Origin of the sequence: Paeniglutamicibacter sulfureus (assembly GCF_030512175.1) — a bacterium.
GTDB classification, from domain to species: domain Bacteria; phylum Actinomycetota; class Actinomycetes; order Actinomycetales; family Micrococcaceae; genus Paeniglutamicibacter; species Paeniglutamicibacter sulfureus.
This window is the reverse complement of record NZ_JAULBL010000001.1, coordinates 1,464,281-1,481,863: the sequence shown is the minus strand read 5'-3', so window position 1 is coordinate 1,481,863 and position 17,583 is coordinate 1,464,281. Positions and strand designations below refer to the sequence as shown.

The window sequence follows — 17,583 nt, the reverse complement described above, 5'->3', positions numbered from 1 at the left end:
AGGAATCGGTGCTTACGACATATCGTGGATAGTACTAATCATCTCAGGTCTGTTCGAGGCGGTCTGGGCAGTTGCCCTGGGAGCCTCGGAGGGAATCACCAGGCTCGTCCCCACCGTGGTTTTCGCTGTGGGTCTCCTTCTCAGCATGGCCGGCCTGGCTTGGGCAATGAAGGAGATCCCCACGGGAACCGCCTACGCATTCTGGGTGGGAATCGGGGCCAGCCTTGCGGTGGCCTACGGCATGGTCTTCGGCGGTGAGACCTTCAGCGTGGTCAAGGTTCTGCTGATGATCGGGTTGGTTGGCTGCATCGTCGGCCTGAAGGCCGTGAGCTAGCGCCACCCCGTGGTCATGAAGAAACCAATCATGGCCACGCCAAATCCGATCACGATGTTCCAGCCGCCGATGTCGGGGATCGGAAGCACGGTCTGGGAAATGTAGTAGACCATGATCCAGACCAGCCCGAGGATCATCAGGCCGAACATGACCGGTTTGTACCACTTGGGCAACGGCTTGTCATAGGTCTGGGAATGGTCGCCGTCATGTGGCTTGCGGTTTTTCCGACGTGTCTTGGATTCAGGCATTGCTGCTCCTAGAGTCTTCAGGGCGCCGACACGATCCAACGAGTACGTGTCCGAACGGTAGGCTGGTCACTGTGTGTCGGCGAGGTTTTCTCCTCACCGCCACGCTTACATCCAATACTATCCGCTCAAACTGGACGTCACAGGGTTTCCCGATGCTCCAAGTGACAGTGAGGGAAGTTCGCATGACACGATCCGCATTGCGGACGCGGGCCAAAGCCACGGCCGGCCAGCGACTCATGGGGATATTTGGCGAAGTCCTCATCACGCTCGGAATCGTTATGTTGCTCTTCGTCGGTTGGGAACTATGGTGGACCAACATCGATGCCGGTCGCACGCAATCCCAGCTGACCTCGGAATTCGTCCAGGATCTGACGGACGGGGGAACCGACGCGTTGAGTGCGCCGGCAATTGCGGATAAAGATTTCGGTCCCGCGCCGATCACCGAGATCCCCGATGGGGAAACCTTCGGGATCTTCTACATCCCGAGATTCGGCAAGGACTTCGCCCAGCCGGTGACCAACGGTGTCGGAATGGATGTGCTCAACACCGTCGGCATCGGACACTATCCCCAGACGCAGGCCCCGGGCGAGCCCGGAAACTTTGCCGTTGCCGCCCACCGCCAGACCCATGGCCAGGTGTTCTGGAACATCGACAAGTTCCAGGACGGAGACAAGATCTATCTCCAGACACGCAAGGGGTTCTACACCTACGAGTGGCGCGACACCGAGATCGTTCACCCCTCGCAGAGCGAGGTGCTCCTGCCTGTTCCTAACCAGCCGGGTGTCGATCCGACGGCCTCCACGCTGACGCTGACCAGTTGCCATCCGCCATTCACCACCCGGATGCGCATCATCGCCTATGCGGAACTGGAGTCCTGGCGTCCGGCAGATGCAGGACCCCCGCCGGAAATCGCCAACCTGGTGAAAAAGACGATGGAAAACTAGGAACACCACACATGTATGCATGGATCTTCTCCAAACTTCCCGGACCGCTGTGGTTCCGCGTCATCCTGGCGGCGGCGCTGATCGCGGGCGTCGTATTATTGCTCATGACATATGTCTTCCCGTGGCTGAGCCAGTACAGTCCGTGGACCGAATCAACGATTGGCCTGATGCTGCTGTGACCACCCCCAAGATCCTGGTGATCGACAACTACGACAGTTTCGTATACACCCTGGTGGGTTACCTGCAAGAGCTTGGAGCGGAAACCACGGTGATCCGGAACGACGACCTCTCCGTGGCGGAGGTCATCGAGTTGGCCGAGGCCCGAGACGGAGTCCTGGTCTCCCCCGGCCCCGGCACCCCTGCCGAAGCCGGCGTCTGCATCGAGGTGATCCAGTGGTGCGGTGCGCAGATGAAGCCCATGCTCGGGGTCTGCCTGGGACACCAGGCCCTGGCAGAGGCCTATGGCGGTGTGGTCACGCACGCGCAGGAGCTCATGCACGGCAAGACATCTCCCGTTGTCCACACCGGGCACCCGATCTTTGCCCACATACCCAGCCCGTTCACTGCCACCCGTTACCATTCGCTGGCGGCAGTGCGCGCCAGCATTCCCGATATCCTGTCGATCACCGCTGAGACGGAAAACGGCATCGTCATGGGCCTGGCGCACCGAAACGCACCCCTCTGGGGTGTGCAGTTCCATCCAGAGTCTGTCCTCACCGAGGGAGGCTACCAAATGCTGGGGAACTGGCTGGAATCTCTCGGCCTGACCGGCGCCGCGCAGCACGCATCAACGCTGAGTCCGCTGATCCGCGAAGCCGGCGTTTAAGACACCTCAACAAAAAGGGTGCCGTGTTGCCGAAGAGAAATCTTCGGCAACACGGCACCCTTTGTCGATTCATCCACCTTGCGGTGATCTCCGGCGGGCTAGGGGCTTGGCACCGGGAGTACCGGGAGCGGAAGTCCCTGGTCCTGGCCCTGCCCCTTGCCGTTTCCGTTGCCTTTGCCCTTGCTGGAGGTTTCCGTTGGCGTGGGGGTCGGCGTGGAGCCGGTGGATTCCCCCGGGGTGCTGGGAGATTTCGTGGCGGGGTCGCTCGGGGTTGGTTCCTCGGGTTTCACGGCAACCACGACGCTCACGGTGCCACCCTGCGGAGTGGGCGATCCGCTGGTGGGGAGCTGGTCGATGATCGTGCCCGGTTCAGCCGCCGCGGTGGCTTCCTCGGTGGTCGTGATTCCCAGCCCGATGTCGGGATCCTCAAGCAGCTTGGTGGCCTCGGGAACCGTGAGATTAATGAGCTGTGGAACGTTGACCATGCCCGTGGACGTGACCAAATCGATTTTGGTGCCGACCTTGACCTTCTTGCCCAGCTTCGGCTCCGTGTTCACCAGCCAGTCGGAGGGTATCGAGGGATGGTTGACACGGGAAACCATGCCGATCTCGTATCCCAGGTCCTGTAATACCTGGCGGGCACCTGCCTCGGATTGTCCCGCCAGGCTCTCGGGCAGGACGCGGGCCTCCGGCCCCATCGAGACCATCAGCCGCACCGTGGTGCCCTTGCGGACTTCCCTGGAAGCGGCCGGATCGGACTCCACGACCAGGCCGGAATCGATCTTGTCGTCGAAGACCGGTTCGACCTTCGGCACCAGCTGCAGCTGCGTGAGGGTTGCTTCCGCCTTCTCTTGTGTCATTTCCCCCAGCGCGGGGATTGCGACAGGTGCGTTGCGTTCGGCCTCCGCGCGCATCCAGTTGAAGAAGAACAGTCCGGAAACCGCCAGGGCCAGGACCAGGACCAGCGAAATCGCCACGGTCCAGTTGCGCTTGGACCTGGCACGATGCTCATTGAGCTCGCGCTGCAGGTTCTGTTCCCAGATCGGCGGAGTTTCCCAGTGGTCGTCTCGACCGACCGGTTCCAGGTATCCGGTCTGGTTGACCGAGATTGCCGCGGCGCTGTCGGGGCTTGACGGGGGGAAGGCCGCTGCTGGTGCGGCAAAGGGCGCAACGGAAGCCAGGTTTCCCCCGTTCGCCTGCGACTGCGGCATGGGTGCGGTGAGTTCCTCCGGGGCCAACGCAATTCCTTGGCGGGCGTTGTTCAGTGCCGCGGCAAACCCCGTGGCGTCCGCGTAACGGTCCTCACGGTCCTTGGCCAGGGCCTTGAGCACCACGGCGTCAAAGATGGGGTCCAGGTCCTGCACCAGCGTGCTGGGGGCCGGGGCATACTCGCCCACGTGCTGATAGGCAACCGCGACCGGCGAATCCCCCGTGAAGGGTGGCCGTCCGGTGAACATTTCATAGAGCAGGCAACCGGTGGAATACAAATCGGTGCGGGCGTCGACGGCCTCCCCGCGGGCCTGCTCGGGTGACAGGTACTGGGCGGTCCCCACCACGGTCTGTGTCTGGGTCATGGTGCTGGAAGAATCTGCCAAGGCCCGGGCAATGCCGAAGTCCATGACCTTCAAGTCGTCCCGTTCTGTGACCATGATGTTTGCCGGCTTGATGTCACGGTGCACGATTCCCATGGAATGGGAGTGCGACAAAGCCTCGAGCACGCCCAGGACGTACTTGATGGCCAGCTCGGTGGTCATTTCCCCGGACTTGATGAGGTCCCGCAGGGTGCGTCCGCGGACGTACTCCATCACGATGAAGGGCAGTTCAACGGTTGAACCGGAAAATTCCTGCTTTTCCTCTCCAGTGTCGAAGACGGAAACGATGTTGGGGTGATTCAGGCCTGCCACGGCCTTGGCTTCGCGCCGAAAGCGCGCCTGGACCATGGGATCGCGCGCCATTTCGGCCCGGAGCAGCTTGATGGCGACCTTGCGCCCCAAGATCTGGTCAACACCCAGGTGAACGTCGGCCATGCCGCCGCGTCCAATGAGCTCCCTTACGACATAGCGGCCGTTGAGAATTCGTTCCTCGGTCACTGTTATAACACCATCATCTAGTTGGTTGCCCCGGGCAGGCCCGGGGAAGAGGCGGTGCGGCTGGCCTCTGCGGCCGGCGACGAGGTGGAGGTTTCACTGGTCTCGACGTCCGCCGAAGGACTTGTCTGAGTTTCGCTGGGGGTTTCTGACGGAGTAGGCGTCGGGGTGGGCGTGGGCTCCGCGGGGCCAAGCGACAGGATGTAGGTGATGGTTGTGCCAGGCTCGACCTTCACTCCAACGCGTGGGCTCTGGTCGATCACGGTGCCGGCCACCAAGTTGCTTTCCTGGGCTTCGCCTTCGTTCGGCGTCAAGCCCAATTCACGCAAGGCCGCCGCCGCCTGTTCGCCATCCATGCTGAAGAGGTTGGGCACGGCCACGGTGGTGACCGGGGGTGGAGTCGAACGCGTCGGCGTGGGGGTAGGCGTAGGCGACGGGGTCTCGGAAGGTGTCTCCGAGGTCGCCTCGCTGCTGGTTGTGCTTGATTCGGCAGTGATGCTGGTGCTGGGACTCTGGCTGGTTTCCGGATCGTTGGAGCCGGTCAGCAGGGGCAGCAACCAGGCACCGAGGACAGCAAGGAGAACCAGGACGATCAACGCAATCAACGGAATGGTCCAGGGGTTGCGGTTCTTCTTTTCCGGGGTCCGACGGTCAGCAAGGTCCTGATCGTAGTTGCCGGCGGATTCCTCTTCCCATTGCTGCGAGGCGCCGATGAAGGAATCGGCATCACGGCTTCCAGATCCCTCTACAGGGACCTGCGGCAGGGCGTTGGTGATGGGGGCGGGGGCCGCCACTGTCGGGTCGACAGGGGGCAGAGCAACGGTTTCGTTCCCGCGGGTCACCGGGGCGTGGTTGATGGCCTGGGTGGCGGCATCCGATCCCGAAAAGAGCAGCATTCCGGGCACGGCAAGTGTTGCCGTCTCCGGGTTGCCGGCGCGGATGGCGTCTGCGGCCACGGCCAGCGAATCTGCATCGGCCGGCCGGTCTGCCGGGTCCTTGGCAAGCATCGACATCACCAGCGAACGGACCGGCACAGGGATGTTCTCCGGCAACGGCGGCGGCGTGTCATTGACCTGGGCCAAGGCGATCGCGATCTGGGACTCGCCGGTGAACGGGCGACGCCCGGCCAAAAGCTCGTAGCCGATCACTCCCAGCGCGTAGATGTCCGAGCTGCCGGTGGCCTGCTGGCCCGTGGCCTGTTCCGGGGCAAGATACTGGGCCGTTCCCATGACCTGCCCGGTTGCCGTGAGCGGAACCTGGTCGGCGATGCGGGCAATGCCGAAGTCGGTGATCTTCACGCGGCCGTCGGGAAGCATCAACAGGTTTCCGGGCTTGACGTCGCGGTGCACCAGGCCTTGCACGTGTGCAGCGGCAAGTGCCTTGGCTGTCTGCGAAATGATCGACAGGGTGCGGTCGGGCGAGAGCACCCGTTCGCGCTCGATGATGGTGGACAGCGGCTGTCCGGGCACCAGTTCCATGACCAGGTAGGCGGATCCCTCTTCCTCGCCGTAGTCAAAAACGCTGGCTATGCCATTGTGGTTCAGCAGGGCGGTGTGACGGGCCTCGACCCGGAAACGCTGGAGGAAGCCGGGATCGCCGGTGTATTCCTCCTTCAGGATCTTGATCGCCACCAGGCGGCCAAGGACCTGATCCCTGGCCCTCCACACCTCACCCATGCCACCAATGGCAATACGGTCGGTCAACTTGTATCGACCGCCCAGGGTGATACCGGAAATTGGCCTCACTGGTTGAACACCGCCTCTAGAATCTTCTTCAGGTTGGGACTGGTCAACGAGGAACCAGTCTTGAAATCAATCTTTTCAAACACAATCGTCACGGCGACCTGGGGGTCGTCCGCCGGGGCGAACCCGGTGATCCAGGAGTTCACCTTGTTGTCCTTGAGCACCGAGGTGCCGGTCTTCGCGGCAATATCCAGACCCGGTACCTGCGCCCGGACAGCGGTGCCCTTCTTGACGGGGCCGCGCATCATGTCGGTCACCTGGTCGGCGATCTCCTTGCTGGTCGCGGTGCTGAATTCCTTGGGCTCGTTTTCCGCCAGCACCCGCAGGTCCGGGGCGATGACCTGCTTGACCAGGTTCGGCTGCATGATCACCCCGTCGTTTGCAATGCCCATGGCAGCCATGTTCATTTGCAGTGCCGTGGCCTTCACATCGAATTCGCCGATGACCGACTGGCCAAGTTGCGCCGGGTTCAACTCGGCAGGGAAAACGCTGGGTACCACGCGCATGGGGATCTCCAGCTGTTGGCCGAAACCAAAGCGCTCGGTGACATCCTCAAATGGCTCCCTGCCCAGTTTCTCGCTGATGCCGACGAACGGGGTGTTGCAACTTTGCGCCACGATGTCGGCGAAAGTCGCCTCCGGAATCGCCGCGCAATTGCCGCCGAAGAAGTTGTTCAAGGGCGTTCTTGTTCCTGGGAGGGTCACGCTCGAGGGGTTTTTCAGGACCGTGTCTGCCTTGTACTCCCCCGATTCAAGGGCCGCGACCATGTCGAAGATCTTGAAGGTGGATCCCGGGGCCGTGAGGTTCCCAATGGCCGGGTTGCGGTACGGGCTCAGGCCCGGAACCGTCAGAAGTTCCTTCATGTTCGCGGCGGCCTGGCCGGAGCTGTGCACCGCCAGCTTGTTGGTGTCATAACTGGGCTTGGACGCCATGGCCAGAATGTTCCCGGTCTTGGGCTCCGACACAATGATGGTTCCGAGGGTTCCGTCGGGGATCAGGTCGTAGACGAACTCCTGCAGCTCTCCGTCGATGGTGAGCTCGACCGAGGCGCCCTCGGTTGCCTTGCCCGAGAAGAGGTTGATCATGCGGTCAAAGAACTGGTCCTGGCTTTGGCCGGTCAATTCCTCGTTCATCACCGATTCGAGTTGCGTTGAACCATTGGCCAGCGAATAGAAGCCGGTCAGGTGGGAATAAAGTTCCGGATCGGTGTAGACGCGCTGGTATTTGAACTGCCCTTCGGAGGGTTCGGACTCGGCAATGGGCTTGCCGTCAACCAGGATGGCGCCGCGCGGAAGGTCGAATTCACTGAAGAGCTGGCGCTTGTTCAGCGCATTGTCGTTGAGGTCCTCCGATGCCAGGAACTGGACGTAGCTCAGCGCGCCGAGGCACAGCACGAACAGCAGCATGACGGCGATCCAGGTGTTGCGGATGGCTTGGTTCATCGCTGGGACTCCTTTCGCGGCCAGAGCAGGCCCGGGGAACGACGCGGCGCCTTGGTGGCCACCTCTGCCGTGGCCGAGACCCCGGAAAGCATGGGGCGGCGGGAATTATGCGAAATCAACAACAGCAAAGCGACAATGATCCAGTTCGAGAGCAGGGACGAGCCGCCGGCGGCCATGAACGGCGTGGTGAGCCCCGTGAGCGGGATCAGGCGCGTGACTCCGCCAATGACCACGAAGCACTGCAACCCAATGGTGAAGGAAAGCCCCGTGGCCAGCAGCTTGCCGAAGGTGTCTCGCGATCCGAGGGCAGCACGCATGCCGCGGCTCACCAGGATCAGGTAGAGCAGGACGATGGCGGTCAGGCCGATGAGCCCAAGTTCTTCGCCCAGCGAGGCGACGATCATGTCGCTGTTGGCCAGGGGAACCATATACGGGGTGCCGTTGCCCAGGCCGGTGCCCATCAGTCCCCCGTTCGCGAGCCCAAAGAGGCCCTCGACGATCTGCCGGCTGCCGCCGCTGGCGTGGTAGATGTCGGGATCGAAGGCGTTGAGCCAGCCATCGATGCGCCGGGTCACGTGACTCATGGTCAGGTAGGCAAATGTTCCGCCGCCGACCAACATCATTGTTCCGATGACGATCCAGCTCACGCGGGCGGTGGCGACGTAGATCATCACCATGAAAAGACCGAAGAAGAGTATGGAGGAGCCGAGGTCGCGCTGGACGACCAACACCCCGATGCTTACCAGCCACGCCACGACCATGGGGCCGAGGTCCCGAGACCGGGGCAGCTGCAGTGGACCGATTTTTCGGCCCGCCAGAAGGATCAGTTCCCGGTTCGAGGACAAATAACCGGCGAAGAATATGGCCAGCGTGATCTTGGCCAGTTCGCCGGGCTGGAAGGACAGGCCGAAGAAATGCACCCAGATCCGGGCGCCGTTAAGCACCACGCCGACCCCCGGGATCAAGGGCAGCAGCAACAACAGGACTGAGACCGCCAGGGCGATGTAGGTGAAGCGACGCAGCACCCGGTGGTCGCGGATGGCCCATAAGGTCACACAGGCCACGGCCATCGCCACCCCGGTCCAGAGGATCTGGCGGAATGCCTGGTCATCGTTGCGGGCCAGGTCGATCCGGTGGATCATGGCCAGGCCAATGCCATTGAGGGCAACAGTCACAGGAAGTATTACCGGATCGGCATATTTTGCCCAGATGCGCAGGAACACGTGGAAAACCATGGCAAGCCCGGCGAGGACCAGGCCCTGTGAGATGAATTCCTGGCTAAGCCCGGCATCACTGTTGATGCCCACCATATAGTAGGCACCCATGGCTACACCGAGGGCCAGCAGCAGCAGCAGCAATTCCATGTTGCGCCGGGGGACGGGCGCGGTTTCCAGCTCGCTCACGGTCTGATCTCCTGACAGTAAGGGGGCAGGATCGGAAGGGTGCCGGCCTCACCCGGGTTTTCCGGAACGACCACCGGGCAGCGTTGCTTGGCCGTCACCAGCAGCTCCCCGACAATTGTCTGGGCATGTGCCAGGTCCCGTGCCGGGAGTGCCGAATCAATGCGCTGTTGCGTGTACTCGGGAAGGGAATCAAGGGGAATCTCGGTGACAGTGTCAACATGCGAGAGTTTCAGTGGACCCAGGTCCTGTGAAACGCCCTTGAAGATTGCCACGCGCCCATCCTGGTTGCCCACGAAATACTGGGTCTGCGTCCACAGGTACCCCCAGACGCATACCGCGGCCAGGATCAAGGCCATGAGTGCCAGGAACGTGGGCACAAGCCAGCGCCGGGGTCTGCGGTCCAGCGCCGCGAAATCCTCTTGTTCGGCGGACGCCTGGCCGGCCGGAGTCTTGTGTGTGAGGATCGCCGCTGCACGTTTTTCGCCAGAGCGCTGAGTGACGACGGGAATCTTGCCGGTTTGTGTGGCGAGCTCGGCCGCGCCAACCAAGAGGTGGGGGCGCTTGGCCATTTCGTGGCGGATCAGTGCCGCACTGGCTTCCAGGTCGCCCTCGGCAGCGATGTTCAGCTGCCCGGTGTCCGGGGCCGGATCGTCGGCCGGGGCAATGTCCGTGGCGGGCACTGGCTCTTCGGCGCCGCTGTCCTCGACGACCTCGAAGACCACGATGGTCACGTTGTCTGGCGACCCGTGGGCAAGCGTGGTTTCAACGAGATCCTCGACGGTTTCGTCGAGGGAAGCGGTGCCGCGCATGATGCGTTCGGTGATGGAATCGGGCACGACGGCGTTCAGGCCGTCCGAGCACAGCATCCAGCGCTCCCCGGCCTCGACCGGGTACTGGCTGACATCGAGTTCCGGACTGGCGTCCGAATCGCCCAGGACCCGAAGCAGCACGTTCTTGTGGGGGTGCAGTTCGGCTTCCTCGGGTCGCAGGCGGCCCTCGTCGACCAGGCGCTGGACGAACGTATGGTCGTGGCTGATCTGCTCGAAGACGCCGTTCTTCAGGCGGTATGCCCGCGAGTCGCCGATGTGCGCGAATTGCAGTACGTCGCCGGTCAGTAGCATGGCAGTGACCGTGGTGCCCATTCCCGACAGCTTGGGGTTGGCGTTCACGAGTTCGTTCAGGACCAGATTTGCAGCCTGGATTTCATCGGGCAGCACCGTTTCGGCATCGGGGGTGTCGGGGACATCCAGGTGGACGAGGTCCAGGACGGTGGATGCACTGGCGACATCGCCGCCCACGTGTCCGCCCATGCCGTCGGCAACCACGGCCAGATAGCGTCCCACATAGGCGGAGTCGTCATTCTTGGACCGCACCTTGCCAACATCGCTTCGCGCCGCAAATTTCAGCATCAACGCCATGTCTAGGGCCTCAACTCCATGACCGTCTTGCCGATCCGGATCTTCTGGCCAAGTTCAACCGGCTGGGCGCGGGTGAGCTGGGCCTCGCCCAGGAACGTTCCGTTGGTCGAACCCAAATCTTCGATGAACCACCGGGTCCCCTGGGGGAACAGGCGTGCGTGGCGGCCGGAGGCATAGTCGTCTTCCAGCACGATGGTTGCTTCTTGGGCGCGACCCAGCAGGATCGGGCTGGCCGTGAGCTGGTGCTGAAGGCCCGTAAGGGGTCCCTCGAGGATGGACAAGGTCTTGGCCTGCTGCTTGGCGGGGACCTCCGGTGGCGGTGCCAACGAGGGGTCCTTGCGGATCTGCCGGGACGACGGGCTGCCGACGCCTGCCCTTCCGCCAATGGCAAGGTCGCGGCGAAGCGCGCCGACGATGCTCAAGACCAGCAGCCAGAGCAATATGAGAAATCCGAGCCGCAGCACGGTGAACACTAGGTCGTTCACGCACGGTCTCCTTGAGATTGGGGGAGGAGTCTGAAGATGATGCGTGTTTGTCCCATGGCGATGTTGGAGCCGTCGTGGAGCTCGGTTTCACCAACGATCTTCTGTCCGTTGACGAAGCTGCCGTTGGTGGAGCCCAAGTCAACGGCCCACGTCGCGGCGCCGCGCTGCTCGATCTTCAGGTGCCGGCGGGAAACTCCGGGATCCTCAATGGGGATGTCGGTCTCCGCGGAACGGCCCAAGACGATGTTGGGATGGTTCAAGGCGTATCGTTGGCCGGCAATGTCAAGCACCGGCTGCGTCTTGGGTACCCCACGCGGTGGAGAGGCGGGTGCCGGCGGAGCGGCGGGGGAGTTGCGCACCTCGGCGGCGGAGTCTTCGGAAAAGACCGAGTCGATCTCGAAGTCTCCAGGCTTGAGCTCGCTGTCTTTGCGAAAGTTGACCTCGACGGCGCCCTGCAGTGTGTATCCCTGGCTCTTGGCGTGATCCAGGGCTGTCGTGCAGAGTTCCCTGGCCAACGGCGCCCCCCATTCCCGTGCCCTGGCAAAATCGTCGTCAGAGAGGCGAATGGTGAAGAGGTTCGGCACCAGGGTGCGCGCCTGTGAAATGGTCAGCGACTTCGCATCCATCTGGTTGCGCATACGTGAAGCGATTTCCACGGGCTTGACCTCGGAACTGCCGGAGCCGCGGAAGACGCTGGTGACAAGCTTTTCAAGTCCGCGCTCAACATTGTCGATGAGGCCCATCGCTTCGCTCCCTTCCTGGTTCTAACTCGTGTCGTGGCACGGTTATTGGCATTGCGTCGCAGGGCCTGGATGCCTTGCGCCTTGTTCGATACTACTTGGCTTGAAAATCATCTGGGGCGAAATGTGTTGAAAGCGGCCCCCTGTTCCCCAACGAACGACCGGTGCCATTGGTTGCCCGGGCGTGGCACTGATCACAAAAGCGCCCTCGATTAGTCGTTCAGGGCAACCTGTGTATATGATTGATCTCGCTGTTGAAGTCAATGACTGAAACGCAGTGAATATGCGCGAATGGCGGAATTGGTAGACGCGCTGGCTTCAGGTGCCAGTGCTCGCAAGGGCGTGGGGGTTCAAGTCCCCCTTCGCGCACATATGGAAACACCCCCCGGTCTGATGACCGGGGGGTGTTTTGTTTCTGGTTGGTGCCCAGTAGGCAAGCTGTATGGGCACCGTTGTCGGCCAATTAGCCGACCATGTCTAGCGCTGTGGCGGCTCCCGTCCGCCGCGCGGACGCGGATACCGCACGAGGGGTCCAATATCCCGGTCCTTTGTGATTTGGGGTGGCCCTGCTCCTCGGGTCCGCAACCATTTGTCCGCACCAGGCGGCGGACGCGGGAACTACTTGGCGCCGTTTCCCGCTATGGCCTCGGCCTTGGTGGCTTCTTCCGTGAGGGTCGGATTCGGCTTGCCCTCCCCGGATTGCAGGGCCGCATCAATCAGCGGCGAAGCAAACAGCAGGGGATAGGTCATTCCGGCAATGGCTGCATCTATCAGCGGTGCGGCGATGAACCGCCATACCTGCCCCAGTGCGTCCGGTCCCGCAAACCATGCCACACCCGGGGAACGCGCCGGGTTCACGGAGGTGTTGGTGATCGGAATGGAAACCAGATGGATCAGCGTCAGGGTGAGACCGATGGAAATGCCGGCAAGACCCCGGGGCGCCCGCTCACCGGTGGACCCGAGGATGACATAGAGGAACACGGCGGTCAGGATGATTTCCGCCAGCAACGCCGCAAGCATGCTGTAACCGTCGGGCAAGCGGTCGGCCTAGCCGTTGGTGGCGAAGCCGGAGGAGACTGGATCAAATCCATGTTTACCGCTGGCGATGGCAAAGAGGACCAAGCCGGCGACGGACGCACCGACAACCTGGGTGACCATGTATGCGGGGACTGCTTTCCACTCGACCCGACCCGCCAATGCGGCACCCAATGTCACTGCCGGGTTGAAATGACCACCGGAGATGTGGCCGACCGCATAGACCATGGCCAGAACGGTCAGGCTGAAGGCCAACGCCACCCCGAGGAACCCGATTCCCATGTTCATGGTGTTCGAGGCGACGACCTTGGCTGAGAATATGGCAGCGCCGTAGCCTCCGAATACGAGTACGCCGGTGCCGAGAAACTCGGCGGTCAAACGCGATGACATGGGATGGGACATATCTGGCTCCACACGTGAAAACGCACGGCTATGCAACGTACACGGTATTCCGCAAGACGCGGCGACATCACCACCCGCTGCGAAAATTCATCACGAGAAAGGGGAAATTCATCTGGATTCCACGGTTTTGCCGTTCGTCGATCCGGCGTCGATGTGAGGAAACTACCGGCGATTCTTGGCGAGGAGCCCCATATCGGTGCATAGACTGGGAGAAGATCGGGCGTTTCCGCCGGCAATGAAGCATGTAGGACAGGAGCAGTCGGAAGTATGGCGTCCCAGACACCGCACCAAAACGTTTCGTTTCCCTCCGAGGGACAGCGTGCACACGGATATCTCGCGTTGCCAGAAGCCGGCCAGGGCCCGGGCGTTATCGTCATCCAGGAATGGTGGGGATTGACTGACCACATCCGGGACGTGGCCGACCGCCTGGCTGCCGAGGGTTTCGTTGCCCTTGCGCCGGATCTCTTCGGCGGATCGGTCGCCCACGACGGGGCAGAGGCCGCGGAAATGATGTCGAACCTGCCCGAGGAACTCGGTGCGAAGCTGCTGGCGGGCGCCGTCGACTACCTGCTTGGCCTCGAAGCCGTCACCAGTTCGACCGCGGGAACCATCGGATTCTGCATGGGCGGCGGTTTTGTGCTGGCCCTTGCCGCCCAGCAGGGGAAGAAAATCTCCGCCGCCGTCCCCTTCTATGGCGTCGGACAGGGTGTTCCACAGAGCTATGCAGGGGTGCGGGCCCAGGTCCAGGGGCACTACGCCAATGAGGACTCGTCCTACCCGGTGGCGAAGGCGCATGCCCAGGAAGCCCAGATCCGCGAGGAATCCGGTGCAGAGGTCGTGTTCCACTACTACGATGCCCCGCATGCCTTCCACAACGATGCAAACCCTTCGGGCAACTACCGGCCCGAGGCCGCGCGCCTGGCATGGGACCGGTCGGTGGACTTCCTCCGGCAGCATATTTCCTAACCAATTTTTCCCAACAAACCCCGGCCGCCGCAGGTGGCCACACCTAAAGGAGCGTCAGAACATGGCAGAAACCATCATCGTCGGTGTTGACGGCAGCGAAACCGCACAGCGTGCAGCAGAACGCGCGGCGCGCATCGCCACCAGCATGGATGCGGAACTCGTCGTCGTGACCGCCCACACTTCGGACAACACCGAGGTCGTGAAGATCGGCACCGACACCTGGATCCTTGACGACGCGGAGCAGGCCGGAAAGGTCGCCGAGCAGTGCGCTGCAGGCCTGCGCATCACCGAGCCGACCGCCAAGATCACCGCAGCCGCGGCGCACGGCAAGCCGCAGGAAGTATTGGTTGCCGAGGCCGAGCGCCTGAACGCCACGTTGATCGTTGTCGGCAATGTCGGCATGAAGGGCCTGGGGCGCGTTCTTGGCTCCGTGGCCACCTCAGTGGCACACGCAGCCCCATGCGATGTCTACATCGTCAAGACGGTCAAGTAGTCACCGCACGATAGTGAATCGTGGTTAGCTGCGGTCGCCCTTGGCGGCCGCAGCATCACGGACGCGCTTTTCCTCGGCGCGCACCGCGGCGAGTGAGGCACGCTCTTCCTGCAGCCACTCCGGACGATCAGCCAGCAACGCCTCGATTTCCTTGGTGGTCAGCGCCTCGGTGATTTCCGCCCGGGCCAGGCCGGAAATCGAGACATTCAACTTGTGCGCCACGACCGGGCGCGGATGCGGGCCGTTGGCCCGCAATTCCTCAAGCCACTCAGGCGGGTTCGCCAGCAATTCGTCGAGCTCGGCCCGGGACACCGGACCCTCCTGGAACTCGGCCGGAGCTGCGGGCAGGTAGATGCCCAATTTCTTTGCGGCAGTCGCCGGCTTCATGTTCTGTGGGGTTTTCTCGCTCATGTGAACAAGCGTACCGGTACGCTGGGGTGGTGACAGGACTAAAAATCGCCTATGTACCGGGTGTCACGCCCGGCAAATGGCTGAGCCGGTGGAACGAACGCTATCCACAAAACCCCTTGCTTGCCCTGCGCTACGACGGCGGGGAGATCTTGGCGCGCCTGCAGAACGGCGAATCGGACATCGTCTTCGTCCGCTTTGCCGCAGGCTCCTCGCCCAAGACCCCCGCGATCCACGTGATACCGCTCTATGAGGAGCAACAAGTCGTCTGTGCTCCAAAGGACCACGACATTGAGCTGCATGAAGATGTGGTTCCCCTCGCCGAGATCCAAAACGAGAACTTCTTGGACCTTGCCGACTACCCGGAAGCCGTTGGCGGGACGGCCATGGCCATGGAGGTGTGCTCCTCCGGGGCGGGCCTGCTGGTCCTGCCCCTGGGCGTGGCGCGACTGCACAGCCGCAAGGACGTCGTGCACCGGGAACTGTCCGGCGTCCCGCAAACCGCCATCGGCATCGCCTGGCTGGCCCCGGAGGGCGACGACCCCACGGACCCGGTGATCGAGGAATTTATCGGGGTGGTGCGCGGCCGCGGGGAAAATTCCTCACGGCAGGCATCGGTGGCCCAGAAGCAGCAAGAGCAAGCTGCAGAGGCGCGCAAGAAGCGGCAGGCCGCCGACTCCGAGGCCGCCAAAAACGCGAAAAGCACCAAGAACGCCCAGAAGAAGTCAGGCGCACGCGCGGGTCGCCCGGGTGCCAAGCGCGGGTCGAAGCCTGCCTCCCGGGGGCGCAAGCGCTGATCCGGCGCCCGGTCCCGCAACCGCCCGTCGTGCTGGCTTAAACACGGTCTCACCTGCGCGCCAACGGGGCGGTGCCGAGGCAAACATGAGACGCTGGTTTCGAGACGCCAATCACAAGGGAGTGCACATGGATTTCGGGACCTACGAGACATTGCTCGTCGAGCAGCGCGGCAATGCCCTGCTCGTGACCATCAACCAGCCGGCCTCGATGAATGCACTGGCCGCCGCCGTGGTCGAGGACCTGCATGCGCTGACCGGGGTACTGGCCGACATCGGCACCGATGCACGGTGGCCCGTGCGCGGCATCATCGTTACCGGCGCCGGGGACAAGTCCTTCGTGGCCGGCGCCAACATCGTGGAGATGAACGCCATGGACCCTCAGGCCGCCTTGGCCTACGGGCGGCGCATGCACGAGGTCACGTTGCGCCTGGAGGCGCTGCCGGTACCCGTGATCGCCGCCGTCAACGGCTTCGCCCTGGGCGGTGGCTGCGAGCTGGCCATGGCCTGCGATTTCCTCTACGCCTCGGCGAACGCCAGCTTCGGCCAGCCGGAGGTCAACCTCGGATTGGTTCCGGGCTTCGGCGGATCCGTGCGCCTGCAGCAGCGCGTGGGCATCGGCATGGCCCGTGAACTGATCTACACCGGCCGCCGCATCAAGGCCGCCGAGGCACTGCGCATCGGGCTGGTGAACCGGGTGCTTGAGGACAACGCGGCGCTGCTTGCCGCCGCCGAGGAAACCATCGCGGAGATCGCCGGCAAGGCCCCGACCGCGGTGGCCAACGTGAAGAACGCGCTCAACGAGATTGCCGGGCTGAACGTGGTCGACGGGCTCGAGGCCGAGGCCCGCTCCTTCGTCAAGGCCTTCGAGACCGAGGACTCTGTGGTGGGACGCGCCGCCTTCGTGGCGAAGTCGGCCCCCGAGTTCCCGGGCCGCTAGTGCCTCCCGCGGCACAACCGGTGCTGCACGTCTACGGGCGGCACGCCAGCCAGTACGCCGAATTGTGGTTGCCGGAGACCCGGCTGCACGACGTGGTTGCCGTGATCGTGCACGGAGGCTTCTGGCGACAGGCCTATGGCGCCGAACTGGGCCGCCCGCTGGCGGCAGACCTGGCCGCCCGCGGCATCGTGGCATGGAACCTTGAATACCGCCGCATGGCCGGGGGAGACGGCGGCTATCCGGAGACCTTCATGGACGTCGCCGCCGGCATCGACGCGCTGGGTGCAGCGCTGGCCCAGGCGGGCATCGAGGACGGCCCCCGGATCGGCATCGGGCATTCGGCCGGCGGGCACCTGGCGCTCTGGGCCGCGGGCCGCTCCCTGCTGCCCGCCGGTGCTCCCGGCGCGCTGCCGGAGGGCAGCAGGTCCCTGGACGGGGTGGTGTCGCAGGCAGGGGTGCTTGACCTGGGCCTTGCCCATCGGCTGTCCCTGGGCAACGACGCGGCGGGCGAGCTGATGGGCTGTTCCCCGGAATCCGGCGCAGAGGCCTGGCTGGCTGCCGATCCCGCCGCCCGCGACCTGCCCGCGGTGCCTCTGGTGATGCTGCACGGCCGGACGGACGCCGACGTGCCGGTGGAACTGGCCCGCTCCTTCGCCTCCCGGGCCTTGGCTGCCGGGGCGCGCGTCGACTACCGGGAGTACGACGGGGACCACTACGGGCTGATCTCCCCGGGCGACCCCGCCTGGGAGGCCACCGTGGAGGCCCTGCTGGAAGTCGGCGGCGGCGCTGCGCGGGGCGAGGAGCCTCACAAACTGCCTCTCCACCGGCTACCGACCGGTATATTGAAGTCGTCACCCCCGGAAAAACGATGAGGAG

General features: G+C 63.4%; 18 protein-coding genes, 1 tRNA gene and 1 pseudogene. 10 read left to right on the top strand and 10 right to left on the bottom strand.

Annotated features, from left to right (window positions below):
* Positions 1-19 precede the first annotated feature (19 nt).
* The gene (locus tag Q2T94_RS06530; RefSeq protein ID WP_302263377.1) at positions 20-334 is read left to right on the top strand and encodes a DMT family transporter; all 315 of its coding nucleotides are present in this window, start codon (positions 20-22) and stop codon (positions 332-334) included.
* Here the strand turns inward: Q2T94_RS06530 and Q2T94_RS06525 are convergent.
* Positions 331-582 (bottom strand): cell division protein CrgA, encoded by a 252-nt coding sequence (locus Q2T94_RS06525; protein WP_264271035.1) that lies wholly within the window; start codon positions 580-582, stop codon positions 331-333. The two genes, Q2T94_RS06530 and Q2T94_RS06525, sit on opposite strands and share 4 nt — an antisense overlap.
* A 182-nt stretch (positions 583-764) precedes the next feature.
* Between Q2T94_RS06525 and Q2T94_RS06520 the strand changes: the two genes are divergently transcribed.
* The 3 genes from Q2T94_RS06520 to Q2T94_RS06510 are packed head-to-tail and all read left to right on the top strand — an operon-like array spanning position 765 to position 2,352.
* Positions 765-1,526, top strand: coding sequence for a class E sortase (locus tag Q2T94_RS06520; protein ID WP_264271034.1), 762 nt, complete (start codon positions 765-767; stop codon positions 1,524-1,526).
* Positions 1,527-1,537: 11 nt separating this feature from the next.
* A complete protein-coding gene (locus Q2T94_RS06515; RefSeq protein WP_302263310.1) occupies positions 1,538-1,705 on the top strand; it encodes a hypothetical protein in 168 nt (55 codons plus the stop codon).
* Positions 1,702-2,352 (top strand): anthranilate synthase component II, encoded by a 651-nt coding sequence (locus Q2T94_RS06510; protein WP_302263309.1) that lies wholly within the window; start codon positions 1,702-1,704, stop codon positions 2,350-2,352. The genes Q2T94_RS06515 and Q2T94_RS06510 overlap by 4 nt, the downstream gene beginning before the upstream one ends.
* A 98-nt stretch (positions 2,353-2,450) precedes the next feature.
* Here Q2T94_RS06510 and pknB read toward each other — a convergent pair whose 3' ends face one another.
* From pknB to Q2T94_RS06475, 7 genes are read right to left on the bottom strand one after another with little or no spacing between them, the layout of a single operon-like run.
* Complete coding sequence (gene pknB / locus Q2T94_RS06505; protein ID WP_302263308.1) at positions 2,451-4,442, bottom strand: Stk1 family PASTA domain-containing Ser/Thr kinase; 1,992 nt, start codon at positions 4,440-4,442, stop codon at positions 2,451-2,453.
* A gap of 17 nt (positions 4,443-4,459) precedes the next feature.
* Complete coding sequence (locus Q2T94_RS06500) at positions 4,460-6,184, bottom strand: protein kinase domain-containing protein (RefSeq protein WP_302263307.1); 1,725 nt, start codon at positions 6,182-6,184, stop codon at positions 4,460-4,462.
* Complete coding sequence (locus Q2T94_RS06495; protein WP_302263306.1) at positions 6,181-7,623, bottom strand: peptidoglycan D,D-transpeptidase FtsI family protein; 1,443 nt, start codon at positions 7,621-7,623, stop codon at positions 6,181-6,183. The genes Q2T94_RS06500 and Q2T94_RS06495 overlap by 4 nt, the downstream gene beginning before the upstream one ends.
* Positions 7,620-9,026 (bottom strand): FtsW/RodA/SpoVE family cell cycle protein, encoded by a 1,407-nt coding sequence (locus tag Q2T94_RS06490; protein WP_264271028.1) that lies wholly within the window; start codon positions 9,024-9,026, stop codon positions 7,620-7,622. The genes Q2T94_RS06495 and Q2T94_RS06490 overlap by 4 nt, the downstream gene beginning before the upstream one ends.
* Positions 9,023-10,444 carry a PP2C family protein-serine/threonine phosphatase gene (locus tag Q2T94_RS06485; RefSeq protein ID WP_264271027.1) on the bottom strand — a complete coding sequence of 474 codons (1,422 nt, stop codon included), beginning with the start codon at positions 10,442-10,444 and terminating at the stop codon, positions 9,023-9,025. The genes Q2T94_RS06490 and Q2T94_RS06485 overlap by 4 nt, the downstream gene beginning before the upstream one ends.
* Positions 10,445-10,446: 2 nt before the next feature.
* Positions 10,447-10,929 carry an FHA domain-containing protein FhaB/FipA gene (locus Q2T94_RS06480; protein WP_264271026.1) on the bottom strand — a complete coding sequence of 161 codons (483 nt, stop codon included), beginning with the start codon at positions 10,927-10,929 and terminating at the stop codon, positions 10,447-10,449.
* Entirely contained in the window at positions 10,926-11,672 is a 747-nt protein-coding gene (locus tag Q2T94_RS06475; RefSeq protein ID WP_302263305.1) for an FHA domain-containing protein, read from the bottom strand. Before Q2T94_RS06475 ends, Q2T94_RS06480 begins: the two co-directional genes overlap by 4 nt.
* 282 nt (positions 11,673-11,954) lie before the next feature.
* Here Q2T94_RS06475 and Q2T94_RS06470 point away from each other — a divergent pair.
* A tRNA-Leu gene (locus Q2T94_RS06470) sits at positions 11,955-12,038 on the top strand.
* Positions 12,039-12,287: 249 nt separating this feature from the next.
* On the opposite strand, the pseudogene aqpZ reads toward Q2T94_RS06470, so the two are convergent.
* A pseudogene (aqpZ, locus tag Q2T94_RS06465) lies at positions 12,288-13,106 on the bottom strand (aquaporin Z).
* 267 nt (positions 13,107-13,373) lie between these two features.
* Here aqpZ and Q2T94_RS06460 point away from each other — a divergent pair.
* Together Q2T94_RS06460 and Q2T94_RS06455 are read left to right on the top strand one after the other, a co-directional pair.
* Positions 13,374-14,072: a dienelactone hydrolase family protein gene (locus Q2T94_RS06460; protein WP_264271023.1), complete on the top strand. Its 699-nt coding sequence runs from the start codon at positions 13,374-13,376 to the stop codon at positions 14,070-14,072.
* Positions 14,073-14,133: 61 nt separating this feature from the next.
* Positions 14,134-14,565: a universal stress protein gene (locus tag Q2T94_RS06455; protein WP_264271022.1), complete on the top strand. Its 432-nt coding sequence runs from the start codon at positions 14,134-14,136 to the stop codon at positions 14,563-14,565.
* A 24-nt stretch (positions 14,566-14,589) separates the two neighbouring features.
* On the opposite strand, the gene Q2T94_RS06450 is transcribed toward Q2T94_RS06455, so the two are convergent.
* Positions 14,590-14,976, bottom strand: coding sequence for a DUF5997 family protein (locus Q2T94_RS06450; protein WP_302263304.1), 387 nt, complete (start codon positions 14,974-14,976; stop codon positions 14,590-14,592).
* Between the two features lie 29 nt (positions 14,977-15,005).
* Between Q2T94_RS06450 and Q2T94_RS06445 the strand changes: the two genes are divergently transcribed.
* The 3 genes from Q2T94_RS06445 (at position 15,006) to Q2T94_RS06435 (ending at position 17,579) form a co-directional block, all read left to right on the top strand.
* Positions 15,006-15,770 carry a substrate-binding domain-containing protein gene (locus Q2T94_RS06445; protein WP_302263303.1) on the top strand — a complete coding sequence of 255 codons (765 nt, stop codon included), beginning with the start codon at positions 15,006-15,008 and terminating at the stop codon, positions 15,768-15,770.
* 127 nt (positions 15,771-15,897) lie between these two features.
* Complete coding sequence (locus Q2T94_RS06440) at positions 15,898-16,707, top strand: enoyl-CoA hydratase/isomerase family protein (RefSeq protein WP_302263302.1); 810 nt, start codon at positions 15,898-15,900, stop codon at positions 16,705-16,707.
* Positions 16,707-17,579 (top strand): alpha/beta hydrolase family protein, encoded by an 873-nt coding sequence (locus Q2T94_RS06435; protein WP_302263301.1) that lies wholly within the window; start codon positions 16,707-16,709, stop codon positions 17,577-17,579. The genes Q2T94_RS06440 and Q2T94_RS06435 overlap by 1 nt, the downstream gene beginning before the upstream one ends.
* Positions 17,580-17,583: the final 4 nt, after the last annotated feature.

Coding starts and splice junctions, on each gene's coding strand:
- Q2T94_RS06455 (WP_264271022.1), top strand. CDS start 14,134: ATGGCAGAAACCATCATCGTCGGTGTTGACGGCAGCGAAACCGCACAG.
- Q2T94_RS06475 (WP_302263305.1), bottom strand. CDS start 11,672: ATGGGCCTCATCGACAATGTTGAGCGCGGACTTGAAAAGCTTGTCACC.
- Q2T94_RS06440 (WP_302263302.1), top strand. CDS start 15,898: ATGGATTTCGGGACCTACGAGACATTGCTCGTCGAGCAGCGCGGCAAT.
- Q2T94_RS06525 (WP_264271035.1), bottom strand. CDS start 582: ATGCCTGAATCCAAGACACGTCGGAAAAACCGCAAGCCACATGACGGC.
- Q2T94_RS06460 (WP_264271023.1), top strand. CDS start 13,374: ATGGCGTCCCAGACACCGCACCAAAACGTTTCGTTTCCCTCCGAGGGA.
- Q2T94_RS06520 (WP_264271034.1), top strand. CDS start 765: ATGACACGATCCGCATTGCGGACGCGGGCCAAAGCCACGGCCGGCCAG.
- Q2T94_RS06485 (WP_264271027.1), bottom strand. CDS start 10,444: ATGGCGTTGATGCTGAAATTTGCGGCGCGAAGCGATGTTGGCAAGGTG.
- Q2T94_RS06495 (WP_302263306.1), bottom strand. CDS start 7,623: ATGAACCAAGCCATCCGCAACACCTGGATCGCCGTCATGCTGCTGTTC.
- Q2T94_RS06450 (WP_302263304.1), bottom strand. CDS start 14,976: ATGAGCGAGAAAACCCCACAGAACATGAAGCCGGCGACTGCCGCAAAG.
- Q2T94_RS06515 (WP_302263310.1), top strand. CDS start 1,538: ATGTATGCATGGATCTTCTCCAAACTTCCCGGACCGCTGTGGTTCCGC.